Here is an 18,739-nt window from a genome sequence, read left to right on the forward strand (position 1 = left end):
AAAATAGAGGACAGCCTTATAATCGACTGCCCCTCACGCTCTAAGCCTTTTCATTTCCTGCAATACTTCTTCAGCTTTTTGCTCATACGATAAATCTTTGAAGAAATCCGCCAATCGTTTATAGTCGTTGTATGTATCTAATAAGTCGTCTATTTTCTCTCCTTTCATAACTTGCTGCTTTTGCTTCATTTTTACTGGATACCGATAGCCCGATAGCTCTTGTATTTTGTAATACTCATCCTCTACTTGAATAACCTTTACAAGTTCCTCCTCTTCTGCGTCCATCGTATATCCATCAAACTCTCTAAGCAGTTCATAAATGATATGAGTCCATTCATCTTTTGGATAAAATCCTTTTTCTAATCGATAACCGACAATGCGATACATATGCCCATCGTTTTCTGAAAATTGTACTGTATCATTTAGCTTAAATTTGAAATAACGAAACATTGCCTTCACCTACTTATATGTAATGTTCTTATCACATACTATTTGCAAAATGTAGGCCTTGCTATTCATAAAAAAATACTCATCTATAAGATGAGTATTTTTTTATGATGATTTTTCTCGTTTTTTCCGAAATGGCAGCCACCAATTCCAGTCTCCAAACAACTTCATTAAGCTTGGTACAAGCATAAGACGAATAACGGTTGCATCAAGGAATATCGCTAATGCCACGCCAAGACCCATTTGCTTTACTGGTAAAATATCAGTAAATGCGAACGCACCCGTTACAACGATCATAATTAAAGCAGCTGACGTTATAATTCTACTCGTTGAAACGAGCCCTTCTAACGTTGCTTGATCATTATCTCCTGTTTCTTCATAAAGCTCATGAATACGTGAAATAAGAAATACTTCATAATCCATGCTAAGCCCAAATACAAGGCCGAAAATGAAGATTGGTAATACAAATAAAACAGGACTCGCTTCTAAACCAAAATGACCACCCTCAAATAACCAAACGACAATTCCAATTGTTGCACTTAAACTAAGTACGTTCATAATAATTGCCTTAATTGGAATGAGTATAGAACGGAATGCAAATAATAAAATGACAAAGGTTGATCCGAATATAACTGACATACCAATTGCAACTTTATCTTTAATTTCATCTTCTAACTCTTTTTGGAACGTCGTCATTCCGCCTAGGTAGTACGTAACATCATTTTCTTTATAATTACTTTTGAAATCACGAACCCACTGTTTCGCAGTTTCTGTACGAGGCTTCGTATCCAAAAAGACTTCTATTATTGTCTTATTTCCTTTTGAGTACGCTTCAAATACAGGAGCTATTTTTGCCGCTTCTGGCGACTGCAATATACCAGCAACTTGATCTGCTTTCATTCCGGTTAACCCATCGTATAAACTTCTTACCTCATATACTTTCTCATCATCTTTTAACTTTTGAACAACTTCTTCTATCTTTTGTAAACTCTCTTTTTCTTTTATATTTTTTTTCGTCTCTACTACTAATGTAACATCAGCATGTGTTTGAACCGTTTTATTAAATGCTTCTTCATATTTCTCATAAGCAACTCTAGTGTCACTCTTTTCAGGTAACGCTTCAACACCAGGAAACTGCAAATTAGCTGTACGTAGCGGTAATAAACAAATAACAATAAATGTTGTAACAGCAATAATCATTATGATTGGATGTTTCATTACAAATTGTGCAAATTTACGCCATGCCTTTGCCGGTGTATGTGCTACTTGATTCTTTTTTAATATTCGTTTTCCAATTAAAGATAACAGTGCTGGAAGAAGTGTAAGTGAGAATAAAATACTCATAATCACAACAATCATCCCGCTTATGGCAACAGACTGAATATAATCAATTTTAAAGAAAAATAAGCCTGATAAACCAACGAATACGCATAATCCTGAAAATACGATCGCACGTCCTGCCGTTTGATACGTAATCGCTATCGCTTCTTTCACCGTTCTCTTCGCAACTTCCTCTCGAAAACGATTCACAAATAACAGTGCAAAATCAATGGATAGTGCAAGTCCAATCATCGGTGCAACATTTAATACGAAAATAGATAACTCTTTGTCGCTACCTATAAAATATAAAATCCCCATCGTACTAATGACACTAAGCGCGCCATTTACAATCGGTAAAATAGATGCCAAAAGGCTACCAAATGAAAATAGTAATACGAGAAATGCAATTGGTAAACCAATCATCTCTGCTACTTTTAAATCATTTTGTGTTCTTTCATTAATCTCTTGATTAATTTTTGGAAATCCTGTAGGTGTTACTTTTAATGCTGTATTACTTTCCTTCTCAATAGTATCAGCGAACTGTAATGTCTTTTCCATACGTTCTTTAGTTGTTTTCCCGGAAAATAATATTGTCGCATAACCGATATTATCTTGTAACATTTCTTTATTTTGCACTGGATGATGGAAAGATTCATATTTCTCGTTCTCTTCAACCTTCTTTACAATGCTCTCTATTTGCTTTTTAAAATCCTCATGTGAAGCATCCTTATTCCTTTCAAAAACAAGTAGGAGCGTATCTTGAGACCTCTTAAAATCTTTATCTAAAATTTCTTTCGTCTTTTGATAGTCCCCTTCCGTTTGAAAACCATCACCACCTAATACTCCCGGTAGCTTTGGAGCAAAAATACCGAGTGCTATCGCAAGCAATAGTAGCGCTACAATTACTGTATAACGAAACTGATACAAGAAAGTTCCTAACTTCCCCCACTTATCCACTTTATGTACATTTGTCTTCACACATTTTCACCTACTTTAAATAATTCAATTATCACTTATACTGTATCACATCTTCATACAAACAAAAAACGTCTGGAAACACTATAATGATAGTTTTTCCAGACGTTTTTTATCTCTCTTTATTGAGCTGAAGCCTCTTAGTAAGTAAACGATGATAATAAATCGCGATAATTAACAAAATACCACCTACGCAATAACCTGCTAAAATATCAGTTGGATAATGTACATTTAAAATAACTCTACTTAATCCAATCGATACAATTAATATACCCATCGAAATGGTTATAACATATTTCCCAGTTACACTCTTCAAATTTGCCGCAATGATATAAGTAAGAAAACCGAATGTCATAATAGATAACATTGCATGCCCACTAGGGAAGCTATACCCAAGTGCATCTAATGCTTCATTTAACGACGGACGCTCCCTTTTCACAATTTCTTTTATTCCTTTATTAACGAGATGTGTGATCAAAATCCCCATTGGATACACGATCATTGCAGCATAATAACGTTTCTGCAAAAAAACAAGCAAACTTATAATAAGTATAGTTACAATTCCAATTGCTGATCCTAACTTTGTAAAGTATGAGAAAAAAGTAAGTGAGCTCTCCGTTTGTAACCCCTTTACTAATCCGCGGACATATGTATCCATCACTGTAACGCCACCTGCATGTACGCGCCAAGCAATAATACTAAATACTGTAAGTAATAAAATAACACATATTACCTCATACTGATGTAACTTCTTCTTCAAACGATTTCCTCCTACTATGAAAAAATGCGATTTCTACTTTAGAAACCGCATTTCCTTACTTATTTACCTTTTGTTTTTAATTCTGTCCAGTAACGATCATAGTCTTTTAACTTATCGTCTACATCAACAAGCCATTCTGTGCGATCTAATTCTTCTTTCGTTAAGAAGATCATATGGTTCTCACGATATTCTTTACTATGAAGAGGGTGAGCTTTTTCATTTGGATTACTGTACCCAATTGACTCGTAGTTTTTCACACTTACTTTCTCATCTAATAAATAGTTCATAAACTTCTCTGCAAGCTCTTTGTTTTTTGCACCTTTTGGAATTGCTAACGTGTCGGCCCAAATTGTGCCGCCTTCTTTTGGTACAACGTACTCTACATCTTTATTATCTTTTGCGATAAATGCTGCATCTCCAGACCAAACTGTTCCGATCCAAGCATCTTCTGTAATGAACTTTTGTTTAATGTTATCTGTATCAAATGCTAATAAATTTGGAAGTAGCTTCTGTAAATCAGTAGCTGCTGTCTTTAACTCTGCATCGTCTTTCGTGCTGTTTGAGAATCCATGCTTCTTAAGACCCATTCCTAATACTTCACGAGAATCATTTAGTAATGTTACATGTCCTTTATATTTCTCGTTCCATAAGTCAGCCCAGCTTGTAGGTGCTTCTTTCACATACTTTTTATTGTATGCAATCCCTGTTACGCCCCAAGTGTATACTAAAGAATATTTATTCTCTGGGTCAAATGCTGGCGTTTTGAAATTAGAAATCATATTTTCGATGTTCGGGATATTCTTCTTATCTAACGGCGCTAATAAATCCATTTTCGCCATTGTCTTAACCATGTAATCAGACGGCTGAATTAAGTCATACTTTGCGCCACCGGCTTGTAATTTCGCAAGCATTTCTTCGTTACTTGCATACTTATCATAGTTAATTTTTACGTTATATTTCTTTTCAAAATCTCTTAGCACTTGCTCATCAAAATTGTCAGCCCAGCTATAAATGTTTAACTCTTCTTTCTTTTCACCACAACCGGCAAGTACACCAGCAACAAGGCTAAAGCTAATTGCTGCGCCAGCTATTCTTTTCATTAATTTCATCGGTTTTACCCCCTCGTACTTTTTATATCGTTCGTATTATAAAGGAAGGTGTCCTCCAGAGTTTTCTTCACCATCTGCACCTTTGTTACGGAAGATTTCCGATAGCACCATTAATCCTACAATAACAACAATTAAAATTGTAGAAAGGGCATTAATTTCAGGTGATACTCCGCGCTTAACCATACTGTAAATGTATAATGGCAATGTTGTTGATCCTGGTCCTGATACGAAGAAACTAATTACAAAATCATCAATTGATAATGTGAATGTTAATAACGCTGCTGAAACAACTCCCGGTGCAATTGCCGGAAACGTCACATGGCGAAACGTTTGCCATGGCGTTGCTCCTAAATCATTTGCAGCCTCTTCTAAATCACGTCCCATGCTAGAAAGACGGGCCGCTAAAATAACAACAACAAATGAAATACTAAATGTAATATGTGCGATAATAATTGTTGTTTGTCCAAGTTCCATACCTAATTGACTAAATAGGATAAGTAAAGATAATCCCATTAATATATCAGGAATTAAAATAGGTAAATATACAAGACCATTAATGGCCCCTTCAAAACGATATTTGTAACGATGTAATGCTATCGCAAAAAACATACCAAGTATCGTTGTTACAACTGTTGTTATAACTGCAATCGTCATACTATTTACAAACGCATCAATAACATCTTGTTTTTGAAATAAATCTGTATACCAATGGAATGTAAAGCCTTCCCATTCCGCATTAATTCGAGAATCATTGAAGGAATATACCATTAAAACCATCATTGGAAAATACAAGAACAATAAAATTAACCAAGAATAAGAAACTAAAAACTTTTTCATTTTTGCCTATTCCCCTCCGTTCCCATCATATTTATATACTTTCGTTGCACGATAATATAAGTAAATTAACAGAACAGAGAATAGAACAACAATCATAGATAACGCAGATCCAAACGGCCAGTCACGCGCACCTAAGAATTGGTTTTGAATTACGTTTCCGATTAATGCTACTTTCGATCCACCCATCACGTCTGATACAACAAACATTCCGATAGAAGAAACGAATACTAAAATAGAACCAGTAGCAATTCCTGACATCGTCATTGGTACTGTTACATTCCAAAATGCTTTTACTGGTGTTGCACCTAAATCATAAGCTGCTTCTAGCTTACGCTTATCCAGCTGCTCAATTGCTGCATACACTGGTAAAATCATAAATGGTAATAAAGAATATACCATTCCAAGTATTACAGAAGGCGTATTATATAGTAAATTTAACGGTTCACTAATAATACCTAATTTTAATAACAGTGTGTTCACAAGACCTTGTGAACGTAAAATAACAATCCACGCATATGAACGAACAAGGAAGTTAATCCAAAACGGTATCGTTGCCAATAATAAAAGAATAGAACGATATTTACGATCAACAATTGTAATTGTATACGCAAATGGATAACCAATTAATAAACAAAGTACTGTTGTAATAACAGCAATCTTTACTGTTTCCCATAATGTTCCCATATACAATGGGTCAAACACACGTACTATATTATCTAACGTAAATTGCATTTCCACTGTTCCGTATGCTCCGCGCTGCATGAAGGCAAAACCCAATACGAATACAAGTGGAACTAGGAAGAAGATTAACAGCCACGCGACTGTAGGTAGTGCGAGTAATTTCCCTTTTTTCAATTTAAGGTCACCTCGTCCTCTTGCTCCCATCCTACATATACATTATCTCCAATGCTCCACTGTGCTGCTTCTTCAGCTGTTTGATACGCCATCAATAATTCTGCTGTTTTCTCATCACGTACATAAAGCTTTTCCATATTTCCAACAAACTCAATGTCTTCAATATGTCCAAGATGGTAATCTTCTAAAATTGGTTCTTCAACCGAACGTACCTTTACATTTTCAGGGCGAATTGCTACGTAGTCTTCCCCGTTTTTCACAATATTATTTTCACCGATAAATGTCGCAACGAACAACGTTTTCGGCTTATTATAAATTTCTTTCGGTGTTCCGATTTGTTCAATATGTCCTTTATTCATAACGACAATACGGTCACTCATGCTCATCGCTTCTTCTTGATCATGCGTTACGTATATGAACGTAATTCCTAAATTGCGTTGTAAGTTTTTCAATTCACGTTGCAAATCTTTTCTTAGCTTAAAGTCAAGCGCTCCAAGTGGCTCATCCAATAGTAATACACGTGGGTTATTTACAATCGCTCTCGCAATTGCTACACGCTGCTGCTGCCCACCAGACAGCTTCATAGGTTTACGATTACGGAACTCTAGTAACTGCGTTAAACGCATTGCCTCTTCAGCACGTTCTTTCTGTTCTGCCGCTGGTACTTTTTGCATTTTCATACCGAAACAAATATTTTTCTCCACATTCATATGCGGGAATAGTGCATAATGTTGGAACACTAAGTTCATATGACGCTTATATGGCGGCAAATCGTTAATCTTTTCATCATCTAATAAAAGATTCCCTTTAGTTGGAGTTTCAAATCCTGCGATCATACGAAGTAACGTCGTTTTCCCGCAACCACTCGGCCCTAAAATTGTTAAAAACTCTCCTTCTTTAATATCTAAAGAAAGCGGTGGGATAATCACTTGATTTCCAAAATGTTTTTCTACTGCTTCAACTTTAATAATTTTTTTCATTTTCCCGTCCTATCTACCTTAAATTTTAATTTTTATATTCATGAATAAATATTTATGTTTTATAGACTATTTTTTGTTTCGATCCAAACAAAATGGTTATTTAGCAAGCGTTCACTTCTATTCTTTATGTAGTATGTTTGATTCATTTTTTCATGATACATAATGTCGAACAGAAAAACCCCTTCCATTGCGAAGGGGCTATTATCATACGGCTACGCCTACTGATAAACACCATCATCATTTTAACAACTTTCGTATGAATTTTAAAGCACTTTTTGTAGAAGAGTAACGAATTTTCATATCGAATGCCGTAGATTGGGCTAAAATGCTTTTATAATGTGAAAAAGTCCGAAAACTTTCTTCCCCATGATAACTACCTAATCCACTACTTCCAACGCCCCCAAAAGGTAAATATGGCGTTGCAAGATGATAGACAACATCATTAATACACCCTCCGCCATATGAAATATTACTCGTCACTTTCTTTTGCACTTCTTTATTTTCAGAAAATACATATAGCGCTAACGGCTTCGGATGTTGCTGAATTGTGCCAATAACATCTTCTATTTTGTCATACTCTATAATCGGTAAAATCGGACCAAAAATTTCATCTTCCATAACAGCATCTTGCCACGTGATATCTGTTACTATTGTCGGCTCAATATGTAATGTATCTTTTTTATAGTTCCCGCCAATTACGACTTGACCATCTTGTAAGAATCGACATAATCGTTCAAAATGACGCTCGCTCACAATTTTTACGTAATTATCATTGTTCAGTGGCTCTTTTCCATACTGCTCCGTAATTTCATGTCTTAACGCCTCGATTAACTGTTCTTTCACGGAAGAATGAACGTACATATAATCCGGTGCTACACATGTCTGCCCTGCATTTAAAAACTTACCCCAAACAATCCGCCTTGCTGTCACATCTATTTTTGCATCTTTATGTACAATACATGGGCTTTTTCCGCCAAGTTCTAACGTAAGCGGCGTTAACTCTTTGGCTGCTGCTTCCATCACAACTTTTCCAACACCAACACTACCTGTAAAGAAAATATAATCAAACCTTTCCTTTAACAATGCCGTACTCTCTTCTATACCGCCTTCTATTACCGCTACAAGCTCTTCTTGGAATAATTCCTCTAACATTCTCGTAAGCACTTTTGAAACGTTAGGCGTTAACTCTGACGGCTTTAAAACAACTGTATTCCCAGCTGCCAGCGCTCCTACTAGAGGTGCAATTGCTAACTGAAACGGATAGTTCCATGGCGCAATAATAAGCGTCACACCATACGGTTCTGGTACTACCTTCCCCTTCGATCCGAAATGAGTTAATGCTGTTCGAACTCGCTTCGGTTTACTCCACGATGACATATGTTTCAATTGAAAAGAAATTTCTTTTAATACATATCCCACTTCCGTTGTAAACGACTCATGAACTGACTTATTTAAATCTAATTTCAATGCTTGAAATATCTCTTCTTCAAAACGCTGAATTCCATCATAAAGCTTTTTTAAATTATTTTTTCTTGTTTCTATACTTCTCGTATATCCATTATAAAAATATTGCTTTTGTTTATTTACAATAGAAGAAATGCTCATCTATTCACCTTCTCCCACTATTTTTATCCAATTCTTTCATTATTTATATAGAACTTTTTTACTCGTAAAATTACATTATATATAATTTTTTCTTTTATATAAAATTCATTGCTCACAAAAAAACTACCGAAAGAAAATCTCTCGGTAGTTTTACGGTATTAACGGTATAAACGAACAGCACCTGCAGAATTATCATCAGCTTGTCCTACTACTTCAAACTTCAGACCAAGCTTCGGTAAAATACGTCCTGCATCTGGAATCTGTTGATTAATATACGTTTTCGAATCATCAAACTTCGGTACACCAGCTAAGCCATTGTACGTATACGTTCCACGCGTTGGAGATACAACTTGCCAAGCTGGCGTTTTGTCGAATGAGAACGCCGCATCAGCGATTTGGAATCGTGTACTACTTTCAACTGTTGGCTTACCATTTAAAGTTCCTACAATTGCTTCTGGATGAGAATCAACTACACCAAGGAAACCGTGTCCTGGATGTACACCAACCCAGTTATCTGTGTAAGCTGAATCTGCATACCATACAACCATACCAGTGTTATATTCTGGACCGCGAGCAAATTTCAAAGCGTTATCTGAACCAGCATAGTTTCTCCACTCTACATAGTAATTATGGTTTTTCTTCTCTGTTCCGTTAGAAACAGCAAAACCATCTAATTTGAATTGTGGTGTACCTTCTACATCATCAGAGAATACTACTTTACCATCTACTGTTAATGAAGCATTATCAAGTAGGAAACCATTTAATGCTAAACCACCATCAGTAATGTAATCAAATGTTAATTTTACTTTCTTACCTTTGAATTGACTTAAATCATATGATTTGTCAATCCATTTTCCATTTGTCGAGTCTGCATTTCCACTATTTGCTTTCTCGCCAAGTCTTTCAAGTAACGTTTGTTGTCCATCTTCTGTTACAGCGTGTACTTCAAGGAAATCATACTCTGCCTCGATTTCATATAGTGACTTGAAATCGAATTTCGCATTCGTTGCATTCGTTAAATCGAACAGCGGCGTTTCCAACTTCGTATGAAGATCGTCACCTTTTGTGCTGTAATAGTATTGTTTACCAAATGCTGGCGCAATTGTTTTTATATCTTTATCTGGTAAGTTAACACGAATCATACCTGGTCGGTTAGATTTCGTAACACTTTGGTCTAAATATGTTGCTAGACCAATACCTTTATTTAATTTCTCGTAATCTACTTCTACGATATTTGCCCAGTTACCACCGATTGTTTTTTGGAAAAACTCTTTATTTTGTGGTGATAAACTTGTTGGCGTTGTTCCAGCGATTTTACCCGCCCAGCTTCCGCCACTCATAATAGACCAAGCTTGAATTGGCTCACCAGCACCGCTATATTGCGTATCATACTCATCTGGAAGACCTAAATCATGACCATATTCATGTGCGAATACACCAACCGCGCCGTCTTCTGGTTCAATTGTGTAGTCGAATGCTGCCATCTTTCCGCCCCAATATGGAACTTTCGCTTGCGTACCTTCAATTGCGAACGGCTTTGGTCCAACTGTCCAGCGATGTGACCAAATTGCATCATCACCTAATTTACCACCGCCAGCTTCTTGTCCAACACCCGCATGAATAATCATTAAGTGATCGATTAAACCATCCGGTTGATTTTGATTTCCATCACCATTTACATCGTATTGATCGAACTGATCAAACTGTGATAAATCAAGACCGCTATCTACAGCTGCTTTTAATGCATCTTTTACTAGATCACGTGGTCCTTTTGGTCCTTTATTATCATGACCTGTAGCAGCATCTGCACCGTAATCAGCAGCTTTACCAGGAACTGTTAACCATTTTGTAACTGTTCCGTCCACTGTGTAACTACCACCGGATTGCTCTTCGTAATATTGTTTAAACGTTTCGATTTTGCTTCCATCCTCTAATGCGAATGGCTCATCACCGAATAACATTTTTTCATAGTGTTCTTTGTTAAAGTCTTCCGAATACATATAACCAGGTTCTTTATCAATGTTGTTATGTTTAAAGTCAGCGTACTCTACAAGTAAAACAAGTACCTTATCTTTACGAACATCGCCGTTATATGCTTTTTGTTTTGCTGGAGAAGTTGGTACTTTACCATTTAATCCGCCTTTAACTGGGCCTGTCGCTGCAGGTGTCCCTGTTGCTGGCTGATTTAGTTTTTCTTTCGTGTCTGCTTTCGCATCTTTCACTTTCTTTAAAAAGTCTGATGCTTCTTTCGTAAGTTGATCCCCATTCGTTGCTTCTTTCCCAGGATTTTCACCCTTTTTGTTCTCTACATACTTTTCGACAGCTTTCTTTGTTTCTTTCTCTGAAGCTGACGAATCAATTACCCCACGCTTTTTCAGTGCATCTGCTAAACGCTCTTCTGGAATTAAATGGTCATCAACTGGGCTCGTAGCTGCTTTATTCCCAGGCGTTTCAGCGTACACAGACTGAGTGCCCGCGCTAAATGAAAGACCTAATACAGCTGTCAAAGCAATTGATGATAATACTTTGAATGGTTTCTTGTTCATCCCTTATTTCCTCCCCTAATAAATAATATGTATTACAATTTGAATTTTATTAAAAATTCAATATTTTTTCAATATTTAGTTATATTATGTAATTTTTTTAATATATTTGTAAAAATTTCATAGTTAGTATACGGATATATCACAATTCAACAATGTTTTCTGAAAATATTGAAAGTTTTTATCGAACAATTTATAATTATTTCCATCGAGGGAGTTTAATGGGGATTTTATCTTTGTTTTACCTACACAATATTTGATAATTCGATACATAAAATTAAAAATTCGGTTTTATTATCATTTATTCTGTAGCAGCAGTTATGACCGATAATTAGGGAGGAATTACAATTGTACAAAGATAAGACGGACACACTGGATCAAGAATGGATTGATTTAATACTTGAAGCTCTAGATGCTGGTATCGCCCTACAAGATATCGAACACTTTTTCCAACGTATGAAGCCATCAAGTCAAGCTCAATAGCCTTGTTCTTTTTAACGAAGTTTATGTTATAATAATGACATCATAAGACGACGACATATTGATAGAAAGGTGCGCAAACATGATTGGAGAACGTATAAAACGCCTTCGTTTACAAAAAGGTATTTCATTAACTGAACTTGCCGAAAAAGCTGGTGTTGCTAAATCTTACATTAGTTCTATAGAACGAAATTTACAAAAAAACCCTTCCATTCAGTTTCTTGAAAAAATCGCAGCAGTTCTACAAATTCCAGTTGATACTTTACTTCATGACGAAACAGAAAAGGAAGCTCGCCTAGACTCCGAATGGACACAGCTCGTTAAAGACGCAATGAACTCTGGTGTCTCTAAAGAACAGTTTCGTGAATTTCTTGAATTTACACAGTGGAAGAAAAATCAAAAATAATATATAAAAAGGAGTGCTTAAAAACTGGCACTTCTTTTTCTTTATAAAAAAAAGCGGGGGATACCCGCTTTTTTTTATTTTTCTTCCCCAGCTTCTTGGTTAGCATTGAATGTCCACTCTAAATTCAATGTATCACCTTGGAATTTATTTTGGTCTTGACCATTATCTTCGAATACAAATTGTACCCATAGATAATCCTCTGTACCAGCTTCTAATCCACCTTTTTCTCCCCACTCAGGAGCAAAGATGTCTTTAGCTAAAAGATCTGGATCCGCATTTTGTAAGTCTGCTAAAGTTGTTTCATATACAGGCTCACTTTGTTTATCCCAGTTCCAAATAAATTTTACTTTAATGTGCTTGCCAAAGTCTTCCCCAGCATTATCATTTTTTGCATCTTTCACAGTATACTTTGTTGCTAATTTAACGTCTTTAATTGTTAACGAACCATCGTTCTTTAGTAAGAACTCTTTCTTAACAGAATCCCCTGGTTTTAAATCTTTAATATCCACAAGCGTTTTAGGGTTTAATGTAAGATCTAACGTCCCAGCTGCAAATGTATTATTTGATACTTCTTTATCGCTAAAGAATGCAAACGTTCCTCCACCAATTAAAGATAACCCCAATGCTGCTGATGCAACTCCCATACCTAATTTCTTTTTCAGACTCACAATCAATTCCCCCTAGCTGTTTTTTGTATTTTTACATTGCTATCTCTTATATAAATTAAGAGATGTAAATAAAACTATATTAGCGATGCTAATATTTGTTCTTTTTCAAAAACCTTAAGTTCATTATAACGAACAAACTTATGTAAATACAACAACATTTTTTAGTATTTTCAATTATTTTTATTTCTCAATATTGTTTTGATTTTTCAGAAAATAATATATGCTACTTTATACTAATTTATAACTTTTTTCACACGCAAATACATTTCATATTATAAGAAAAAAGAAAGACAAAGAGGTGAGGGCTAACGTCCCCTCACACTCATATAAACATTAATCGTTTTGCTTATTCGCTCGTTATCTCTTGCACCACATTCTTGTTTTCCAGCTGTTTCACTAAAGCAGTTACCCCGCTTTTATCTGTTTCTATTTTTTCTATTTTTTCTGTTCCTCTGCTTTCTTCTGCTCTTCTAGCTTTTTCTGTTCTTCTACTTTCTTTTGTTCTTCTTCTTTCTTCTGTTCTTCTACTTTCTTTTGTTCTTCTACTTTCTTCTGTTCTTCTACTTTCTTTTGTTCTTCTGCTTTCTTCTGTTCTTCTACTTTCTTTTGTTCTTCTACTTTCTTCTGTTCTTCTACTTTCTTTTGTTCTTCTGCTTTCTTCTGTTCTTCTACTTTCTTTTGTCCTTCCGCTTCAAGTGCAACGTTTAATTGTTGCTGTAGAGCCTGAATTTGCTCATCAATAGCTTTCAAACTAACTTCTTTCTCAATATAATCTCGCTTCTCTTTTATAATCTGAAAGCCTTCATTCACATATAAGGCTACTTTTTGAATCGACTCATCTTTAGTTACTTTTAATTCTTCCTGTATTTGGTTGTAAGGAGCTTCTATTTCAGTATATACATTTTGCAAGGCTTCCTTCTCAGAAACAATTTTCTCACGACCTTGTTGCCATACAGAAATTGCCTGTTTTATTTCTTCAATAGAAGTTACTTTCAGTTTCCCCTTCATTGTTCCATACTCATGCTCAATAAACTTTTTATGTTGCTCAGCCTGTTCTTTTAATGTAGTAACTGTTTTCGGAAATATAATTGCTGTAGAAATACTCGCTTCTACTTTCGTTTCATGAATGAATGCCGCTTCTGTATGCGTCATAACTTGAGATCCTAAATAAAACGTAATAGAGCACATACACGGCAATATAAGCATCTTTTTTAAATTACGTGGTCTTTTCAGCATCTTAATCTCTCCCATCGAACATTCCGTTCTTTATACAGAACATTATCTTTATTATAATAAAGAACTATATAAAATGATAGCTATATACTAGAAAAATAGAAAAAGGGCTATCCATATGATAGCCCTTTTTTATTATTATCTTTCTTCACCTGCTGTTTGTTGTGCATCAAACGTCCAATTTAATTGTAACTTATCGCCTTGGAATTGATTTTGATCTTTTCCATTATCAACGAACTCAAATTTCACTTTGAATTTATCAGATTTACCTGCAGAAATACCTTTTTCATCCCAGAACCAAGCAGCTAAATCATTATCTACGGCTGTAAGTGTGTCACCTTTCAATTTATCTAATGTAGTTTGTTTCACAATTGTCTCATGCTTATCTATATTTTTTAAGAATGTTACTTTAATATGTTTACCAAAATCATCTTTATTATCTTTCTTTACATCTTCTACATTATAATCTGTTTTCAGTAGAACCTTTTTAATATCTAAAGAGCCTTTATTTTCTAGTTTAAATTCTTTTTCAATTGTATCGCCAGGTTTTAAATTCGATACATTAACAACTGTTGATGGATTTAATGCTAAATCAAGTGTACCAGCCGCAAATGTATTGTTTGACACTTCTTTATCACTGAAAAACGCAAATGTTCCTCCACCAACTAATGCTGCTCCTAGTACTGCTGATGTGATACCCATTCCTAACTTTTTCTTTAAAGTCATGTCCATATCCCCTTAATATATATATATTTGTTAACTTCCTAAACGGAAAGTATAACCAAACGAACTAGACGGATTGTTCTACTTTTTTATCTTTCTTTTCTCCGTCAATGCTACGAATAGCGCCAAAAATAGAAATCGCGGAATAACCAAGTAAAAAGACGCCTGGAATAATAAGAAGTAATGCTGCTCCCGCTTTTGAATTCGCATAATTCAGTAAATAACCAACGTACGGAACTGTAATATCTGCATATTTCCCAACTACATTTTCTGCAAGTACTGGTTCTAAATCTGGTCCGTTGTTGTTATCCCCTTTTGTTTCATACATTACTTTTCCATTTGTATCTTTCACACCGATAATACGGTGAGTGATAATTTTTTGATCTTTCTCTTTAAAGGTAATAACATCACCTTTTTCATATTTAGAACCATCTTTCTTTGGTTCTATTGCAATGATTGATCCTGTTAAAAACGTCGGTTCCATCGATCCTGAAAGAACGCTCTTAAACTGATATCCCATCACTGTCGGATCCCCACCGCTCGCTTTTGAAGAAATGACTACAAAAGCTAAGAAAACCATCAATGCAAATAAAACAAATGAGATCGCGTTGCTAATTATCTTCCAAATTAATTTCATCGTCTCTCTCCCTCTCCGTTGTTTTATATTATTTGAAGTATGCAATGCTTCTTTTGTTCTTTAACAAGAACACAAGTAAATGATATAACGAACTTTGAGTTATTGCAATAAGAAAATTTACAATTATTAGTTAAACTTCTTTTCCGCATATAAAAAAGACTGTGACAAAATCTCTTCACAGCCCTCATGCTTTTTTTACTTTTCTTCTGATTTTATTCCTTGTCTATTATGGCGCACCACAGCATATATAATGACTCCAACTAATACAATCGCACCTATCCCAATACTTATCACTTTCACATTTGACTCTTTTATTTCAGGCTCAATTGTATCTTTTTTAGGCATCGCAAAAGTAACATCTTCTTTTGAAAGAACATTTATCGTCGCAATTGTTTGATTATTTTTCGTAATATCAACTGCACCAACTACCTCACCACGATGGATTCCCTTATGATACAAAGAGTCTTTATCTAATGAAGCGGCCCGAAAAATAGTTTTCACATTTTTCCCTTCATCTTTCTTAAGCACAAGCTCTGCACTTTTTTCAAGTTCGCTATCAATATCTTTATTTAAATACGTTGTCTTTTGATGCCAACTATGTTTATCTAGCACCGTTTGTTTCGTAAATTGCCCAAAAGAATATTCCGCCACCTGCTTTAAATCCTCATAGATTTCAGGTCTTTGAGAAGCCATTACTACATTTATAATACGATTTCCATCTTTCTCATTTAATAAAACGAGCGTATTACGTGCCTCATTCGTAAACCCCGTCTTACCGCCGATACTATATGGGTTCTCAAAATAAATAGATTTATTAAAAATAGACACCGTCTGCCTAGATGTAGTAACTGTCGTTCTTTTCGTATTCATCGCTTGCAAAATTTCAGGATACTTTTGCACACCCCTCGTAATCATAGCGATATCATACGGCGTCGTATAATGGTTCGGATCATGCAGTCCATTTGGTGTTACAAAGTGACTATCTGTAGCACCTAACTGTTTTGCCTTTTCATTCATCATATTAGCAAAATTCTCAACACTTCCACCAATATGCTCTGCAATCGCATACGACACATCATTCGCACTTAACACCATTAAAATCATAAGCGCGGTATTTCTATTCACCGTCTCACCGGGTTGAAACTCAATTTGATAATTGCTCTTCTCTTGATCTAATGCTAATTGCGAAAATGTAAACTGATCCTCTGGCTTCGTATGCTCCATTAACAAAATCGCTGTTAACACTTTCGTCACACTAGCTGGATACGCACGATGATGTGCATTTTTGTCATACAACAAATCACCTGTTTTCGCATCAATCGTAGCTGCAAACTGACTAAAAACATTTGGCCCTTCCTTAGGTGGTGGTGCCACTTGCTCCGGATTCACTCCAATATTCGTCTCAGCACGCAACGTCATAGGTGTCAATAAAAACAAACTAATAACTGTAATAAAAACCAAAATCTTCTTAAAATTTACCATATGACTCTCCCTTTTCACTTTACTCCTACAAATAAAAAATGAATCTACCAATCTATATGTAATTTGTATTAAATTGGAAGAAAAATCACTATTTTTTACTATATCATATTTTTACGATAAAGGACATAATTATACAATAAAAATAAGAAGGAATTACTCTTTCTTATCCTTCTCATCAATCAACGAATCTATTAACTTCTGACTTGCTTCCTCAGGCGTAATCTCATCCGTCATCCCCATAAATGACCAACCTTTAGAATCGACCCACTCAACAAGCTCTTGCAAAAACTCATCATGCGTAACATCTACATCAAGAATCGAGCCATTAATCGAAATCGTTCTATTTCTAGAAACGCGCATCTTGAACGTTTTTCTTACCATTACAATAATTCTCCCTCTACTCTTGAATATTTATAAAGTTAAACTTTAATCCGTGGGGGTTTTCTTCATCCCCCACGGATTATTAGCCTTCACCAATCGGGCTTTTACGGGCAGTTGATCTCCCACCTAACTTCTTTGCTTTCGCTGAATTTTGAGCGGGGATCTTACTGCCCGTTAATGCGGGGTAAAAAAATCTTGTATCTCTGTTATACATGATTTTAAGTAAATTGTAAAAAGGATATATTGGCCAATTTGAATATCGAAAGTGAAAATCCCTTATTCTACATAGCCATCACACGTTATACAATTTGTCATACATTACTAAATACATCCGTATAAAAACAACACAACTTACATTTTATCACATCAAATACACTTTGCTTTCGTACAATTAAATGGAATATATTAAAAAACACTAAAAATGAGGAGGAACTCTATGACACGTTGTACATATTGTAAGACGAAGTGGAAAATAAAAGATGTATGGTCGTTACTCATGACATTTGAAAAAGATTGTCCGTATTGTTTTGGAAGGCAATATCTTTCTAACGATACCTTTCATCATGCTAATGCTGCTTTACCTTTGCTATTCTTATGTCCTTTACTTGTTGATTTAAGCGATGAAAACCCTTTAGATAAATATCGTAAATAATATAACCTCTACATTTAAAACCTACTTTCTATTCAGTTTCCTTCTTATTAATTATTCCTTTATTCACTTCTAGCATGATTGTACAAGATCCATCTTTAAAAACTTCCTGTATAAATATTGTAAAATTTCAGTTAATTATATATAATTGCTTTAGCATTATTATTAAAGATGCTATTACATAAGTATTTTTGAAGATCCCGTAGCTCAGCAGGGAGAGCGCCACCTTGACAGGGTGGAGGTCGTGAGTTCGAGCCTCTCCGGGGTCATATCCTTTTGTATCAACTGTTGATAATTTCATATTTTGAGCAAAACTAACGGTGAGTACCGCTCAAGTTTTGATCGAAACTCCTCCTTTAACTCTAAATGGGAATGCAGGAGTTTTTTTTATGTCTTTAACATACTTCACAGAAAAAGAAATCGTAAAAAAAACGACAACCCCACAAACGGAAAACTAGCAAAATTTCAAAAGAATATTCTGTTGAACGCGTATTCGAAAGATTTATTGATAGTAAAGTAAAACAGAATTCACGCCCCAAAATCATTGAATCAATTCCTTCTTATGTTTAATAGTATAAAAGCATTTCATGGAACACAAAATGCTCAAATATTCTATATGACCGATATTACAACAAATTTTATTTATGAC

General features: G+C 35.1%; 18 protein-coding genes and 1 tRNA gene. 4 read left to right on the forward strand and 15 right to left on the reverse strand.

The window, feature by feature from the left end:
- Positions 1 to 33 precede the first annotated feature (33 nt).
- The 9 genes from JDS92_RS02635 to inhA1 all read right to left on the reverse strand — a co-directional run bounded on the left by JDS92_RS02635 (position 34) and on the right by inhA1 (position 11,434).
- A complete protein-coding gene (locus tag JDS92_RS02635) occupies positions 34 to 450 on the reverse strand; it encodes a hypothetical protein (protein WP_000490306.1) in 417 nt (138 codons plus the stop codon).
- Positions 451 to 552: 102 nt separating this feature from the next.
- Positions 553 to 2,745, reverse strand: coding sequence for an MMPL family transporter (locus JDS92_RS02640; protein ID WP_000856447.1), 2,193 nt, complete (start codon positions 2,743 to 2,745; stop codon positions 553 to 555).
- 109 nt (positions 2,746 to 2,854) lie between these two features.
- A complete protein-coding gene (locus tag JDS92_RS02645; protein WP_141559829.1) occupies positions 2,855 to 3,502 on the reverse strand; it encodes a phosphatase PAP2 family protein in 648 nt (215 codons plus the stop codon).
- 59 nt (positions 3,503 to 3,561) lie between these two features.
- A complete protein-coding gene (potD, locus tag JDS92_RS02650) occupies positions 3,562 to 4,611 on the reverse strand; it encodes a spermidine/putrescine ABC transporter substrate-binding protein PotD (protein ID WP_000772488.1) in 1,050 nt (349 codons plus the stop codon).
- A 36-nt stretch (positions 4,612 to 4,647) separates the two neighbouring features.
- On the reverse strand, positions 4,648 to 5,448 hold the full coding sequence (gene potC / locus JDS92_RS02655) for a spermidine/putrescine ABC transporter permease PotC (RefSeq protein ID WP_000714202.1): 801 nt from the start codon (positions 5,446 to 5,448) through the stop codon (positions 4,648 to 4,650).
- A 6-nt stretch (positions 5,449 to 5,454) separates the two neighbouring features.
- Positions 5,455 to 6,303, reverse strand: a complete 849-nt coding sequence (gene potB, locus JDS92_RS02660; protein ID WP_000715502.1) for a spermidine/putrescine ABC transporter permease PotB — start codon at positions 6,301 to 6,303, stop codon at positions 5,455 to 5,457.
- On the reverse strand, positions 6,300 to 7,283 hold the full coding sequence (potA, locus tag JDS92_RS02665; RefSeq protein WP_000720326.1) for a spermidine/putrescine ABC transporter ATP-binding protein PotA: 984 nt from the start codon (positions 7,281 to 7,283) through the stop codon (positions 6,300 to 6,302). The genes potB and potA overlap by 4 nt, the downstream gene beginning before the upstream one ends.
- A 237-nt stretch (positions 7,284 to 7,520) precedes the next feature.
- On the reverse strand, positions 7,521 to 8,888 hold the full coding sequence (locus JDS92_RS02670) for an aldehyde dehydrogenase (protein WP_000028367.1): 1,368 nt from the start codon (positions 8,886 to 8,888) through the stop codon (positions 7,521 to 7,523).
- 158 nt (positions 8,889 to 9,046) lie between these two features.
- Positions 9,047 to 11,434, reverse strand: a complete 2,388-nt coding sequence (gene inhA1 / locus JDS92_RS02675; protein ID WP_098977054.1) for a M6 family metalloprotease immune inhibitor InhA1 — start codon at positions 11,432 to 11,434, stop codon at positions 9,047 to 9,049.
- 345 nt (positions 11,435 to 11,779) lie between these two features.
- On the opposite strand from inhA1, the gene JDS92_RS02680 reads away from it, so the two are divergent.
- Positions 11,780 to 11,914: an anti-repressor SinI family protein gene (locus JDS92_RS02680; protein ID WP_000276222.1), complete on the forward strand. Its 135-nt coding sequence runs from the start codon at positions 11,780 to 11,782 to the stop codon at positions 11,912 to 11,914.
- Positions 11,915 to 11,993: 79 nt separating this feature from the next.
- Positions 11,994 to 12,317, forward strand: coding sequence for a helix-turn-helix domain-containing protein (locus JDS92_RS02685; RefSeq protein WP_000578873.1), 324 nt, complete (start codon positions 11,994 to 11,996; stop codon positions 12,315 to 12,317).
- Between the two features lie 74 nt (positions 12,318 to 12,391).
- Here the strand turns inward: JDS92_RS02685 and calY are convergent, their stop codons facing one another.
- From calY to JDS92_RS02715, 6 genes are all read right to left on the reverse strand, one after another.
- On the reverse strand, positions 12,392 to 12,985 hold the full coding sequence (gene calY / locus JDS92_RS02690; RefSeq protein WP_000053720.1) for a biofilm matrix protein CalY: 594 nt from the start codon (positions 12,983 to 12,985) through the stop codon (positions 12,392 to 12,394).
- Between the two features lie 435 nt (positions 12,986 to 13,420).
- Entirely contained in the window at positions 13,421 to 14,236 is an 816-nt protein-coding gene (locus JDS92_RS02695; protein ID WP_199631464.1) for a DUF4047 domain-containing protein, read from the reverse strand.
- A gap of 120 nt (positions 14,237 to 14,356) precedes the next feature.
- Entirely contained in the window at positions 14,357 to 14,944 is a 588-nt protein-coding gene (locus JDS92_RS02700) for a CalY family protein (protein WP_199631465.1), read from the reverse strand.
- Positions 14,945 to 15,008: 64 nt separating this feature from the next.
- On the reverse strand, positions 15,009 to 15,578 hold the full coding sequence (gene sipW, locus JDS92_RS02705; RefSeq protein WP_000767788.1) for a signal peptidase I SipW: 570 nt from the start codon (positions 15,576 to 15,578) through the stop codon (positions 15,009 to 15,011).
- A 195-nt stretch (positions 15,579 to 15,773) separates the two neighbouring features.
- Positions 15,774 to 17,060 carry a D-alanyl-D-alanine carboxypeptidase family protein gene (locus JDS92_RS02710; protein WP_199631466.1) on the reverse strand — a complete coding sequence of 429 codons (1,287 nt, stop codon included), beginning with the start codon at positions 17,058 to 17,060 and terminating at the stop codon, positions 15,774 to 15,776.
- Positions 17,061 to 17,213: 153 nt separating this feature from the next.
- Positions 17,214 to 17,441: a hypothetical protein gene (locus tag JDS92_RS02715; RefSeq protein WP_000251867.1), complete on the reverse strand. Its 228-nt coding sequence runs from the start codon at positions 17,439 to 17,441 to the stop codon at positions 17,214 to 17,216.
- A gap of 436 nt (positions 17,442 to 17,877) precedes the next feature.
- Between JDS92_RS02715 and JDS92_RS02720 the strand changes: the two genes are divergently transcribed.
- Entirely contained in the window at positions 17,878 to 18,093 is a 216-nt protein-coding gene (locus JDS92_RS02720) for a hypothetical protein (RefSeq protein ID WP_000196285.1), read from the forward strand.
- A gap of 193 nt (positions 18,094 to 18,286) precedes the next feature.
- Positions 18,287 to 18,359 (forward strand) — tRNA-Val (locus JDS92_RS02725).
- Positions 18,360 to 18,739 lie beyond the last annotated feature (380 nt).

It is taken from the genome of Bacillus cereus group sp. N12 (genome assembly GCF_016483575.1).
Lineage (GTDB): Bacteria > Bacillota > Bacilli > Bacillales > Bacillaceae_G > Bacillus_A > Bacillus_A toyonensis.